The sequence below is a fragment of the Streptomyces capoamus genome (assembly GCF_014654935.1).
Lineage (GTDB): Bacteria > Actinomycetota > Actinomycetes > Streptomycetales > Streptomycetaceae > Streptomyces > Streptomyces capoamus.
In genome coordinates, this window is the sequence record NZ_BNBF01000054.1 from 3890 (window position 1) to 6565 (window position 2676).

Annotated in this window: 2 protein-coding genes; both read right to left on the reverse strand. The window is 73.2% G+C overall.

What is annotated here, in order from left to right; translation table 11 throughout:
- The coding region (locus IE312_RS43630) for a condensation domain-containing protein (protein WP_229900929.1) at window positions 1-2208 on the reverse strand (2208 nt) is incomplete at its 3' end.
- Window positions 2209-2262: 54 nt separating this feature from the next.
- A partial coding sequence (locus IE312_RS43635; protein WP_368860043.1) for an NAD(P)/FAD-dependent oxidoreductase occupies window positions 2263-2676 on the reverse strand: 414 nt, incomplete at its 5' end.

Genomic DNA, 2676 nt, shown 5'->3' on the forward strand with positions numbered 1-2676 from the left:
CAGCGCCTCGCCGCCGAGGACGACGGCGTCGATGCCGTCGGCGTGCGCGGCGAGGCCGTCGGCGAGCTCGGCCAGTACCGCGGGGACGGTGCTGAGGACGTTGCCGCGCGGTCCGCCGGGCCGCTCGCCGAGCACCAGGGCGTCCCGGACGATCTCGACGCTGCCGCCGCTCAGCAGGGTGGCGAAGATCTCGAAGGCGGAGACGTCGAAGTTGACGGAGGTCCCGGCCGGCATCCGCCAGCCGGGCTCGACACCGAGGCGGGCGACCAGTGCGGTCACGTCGTCGACGACCGTGCGGTGCGGGACGACCGCACCCTTGGGCACGCCGGTGGACCCCGAGGTGTACATCACGTACGCGGGGTGGTCGGGCAGCAGCCGGGGCGCGCGGAACTCGCCGCCGCCGTCACCGTCCGCCGGACCCCCCGGCTCCTGCGCGTCCTGCGGTGCCGTCAGTTCCTCCAGCAGCGCCACGGGCAGCTCGCCGAGCGGCAGCCCGGCGGCGGTGGCCCGGTCGGTCAGCACCAGCCGGGGGCGGGCGTCGGCGAGGGTGAACTCCAGGCGCGCGCTCGGGTACCGGGGATCGGCCGGCAGGTACGCGGCGCCCGACTTCAGCACCGCGAGCAGCGCGACGACCAGCTCGGCCGTGCGGGGCAGGGCCAGGGCCACGACGGACTCCGGTCCGGCGCCCCGGCGGACCAGCCGCGCCGCCATCCGGTCGGAGCGGGCGTCCAGCTCCCGGTAGGTCAGGGACACCTCGTCGCACACCACGGCCACGGCGTCCGGGGTGGCGGCGGCCTGGCGCGCGAACAGCGCGGGCACGGTCGCGCCGGGATCCCGCCGCGCCGCGTCCGCCCCGGGCAGCGCACCGAACAGCCGCTCCCGCTCGGCCGGGTCGAGGACGTCGACGGAGGCCACCCGCGCCTCGGGGTCGTCGGCCACGCGGCGCAGCACCCGTACGAAGCGGGCGCCGAGCGCCTCGACCGTCTCGCGGTCGAACAGGTCGGTGGCGTACTCCAGCCGGACCGTGGCGGCCCCGGACCGGTCGGGAACCATGTTGAAGAACAGGTCGAACTTGGCGGTGCCGGTACCGGTCGGTTCGAAGGCGACCTTCAGTCCCGGCAGGTCCAGCTCGGGCCACGGGATCTGCCAGGCGCACATCACCTGGAACAACGGGTGGTAGGACACGGACCGCTCGGGGTTGAGCAGTTCCACGAGCCGTTCGAAGGGCACGTCCTGGTTGTCGTAGGCGGCGAGCGCCTTGGTGCGGGACTGCTCCAGGAGCTGCGCGAAGGTGGGGTTCCCGGACAGGTCCAGGCGGGCCACCCAGGTGTTCGCGAAGAACCCGACGAGGTCGGTGAGCGCGGCGTCGGTACGGCCGGCGATCGGGGCGCCGATGGTCAGGTCCTCACCGCAGCCGAGCTGGTGCAGCAGCACGGCGAGGGTGGCCTGCATGGTCATCGAGAGGGTGGCGCCGCGGTCGGCGGCCATCTTCTCGACGCGGTCCAGGAGTTCGGCGTCGATGTCGAACAGGACCAGTCCGCCGCGATGGGTGGGCACGGCGGGGCGTGGCCGGTCGGTGGGCAGCGGCAGGGGCTGCGGCACTCCCGCCAGTTCCTGCTTCCAGTGGGCGAGCTGCCGGGCGGCGACGCTGTCGGGGTCGTCCTCGTCACCGAGCAGGTCCTGCTGCCACAGGGTGTAGTCGCGGTACTGGACCGGCAGCTCCGGCAGCCGGGGGGCGTGCCCCTCGCGCCGGGCCGAGTAGGCGGCGATCAGGTCGCGGGCGAACGGTGCCGCGGACTCGCCGTCGCATGCGATGTGGTGGGTGACCATCACCAGCACGTGCTCCCGGGGGCCGCAGCGCAGCAGGGAGACACGCACCGGGATCTCGGCCCCCAGGTCGAAGCCGTGCGTCACGCACCGCGCCACGGTGTCGGGGACGTCCTCGGCGGGCACGTCGAGGACCGGGACGGACAGGTCGGCGCCGGCCGGGGAGAGCACCCGCTGGTACGCCCGTCCGTGCTCGTCCTCGAAGCACAGCGTGCGCAGGCTCTCGTGCCGGGCCACCACGTCCCGTACCGCCGCCTCCAGGGCCGCGGTGTCGAGGTCTCCGGTCAGGCGCAGCACGAACGGCACGTTGTAGGTCGCCGACGGTCCCTCGAGCTTGTACAGGAACCACAGCCGGCGCTGCGCAAACGACAACGGGATCATTTCGCCATTACTCCTAGGTTTCGGCCGCGGGCACGGGGCGGCGCGTCTCGCCGGTCAGACGTTCGCGAGCGTTTCCAGCAGTTCCGCGTTGTAGAAGTCGTCGATGGAGCAGGCGCCGGACAGGGTCGCGAAATAGCGGTCGGTCAGCGCCTGGTTCCCGGAGATGGCCCGCAGCAGCGACAGCCTGCTCTCCGGCACCTGCAGTTCGGCCACGTTGAGCGTGCTGCGGAAGAAGTCGGTGAACTTGTCGTCCACGTCGCGGGCGTACCGGCGCAGTGCGGCGTCCAGGGCCGCCGGGTCCCGCAGGTCCTCGCCGACGCGGTCGGCGAGCAGCTGGGACTGGATGAACGCGTCGGTGATGCCGCGGGCCGCGATGGAGTCCTTGTGGTGCAGCGCGTCCCCGACCAGCACCCAGCCCGGCCCCCACGCCTGGCGGAAGTAGTTGTACTGCTCGCCGGTGCCGTACAG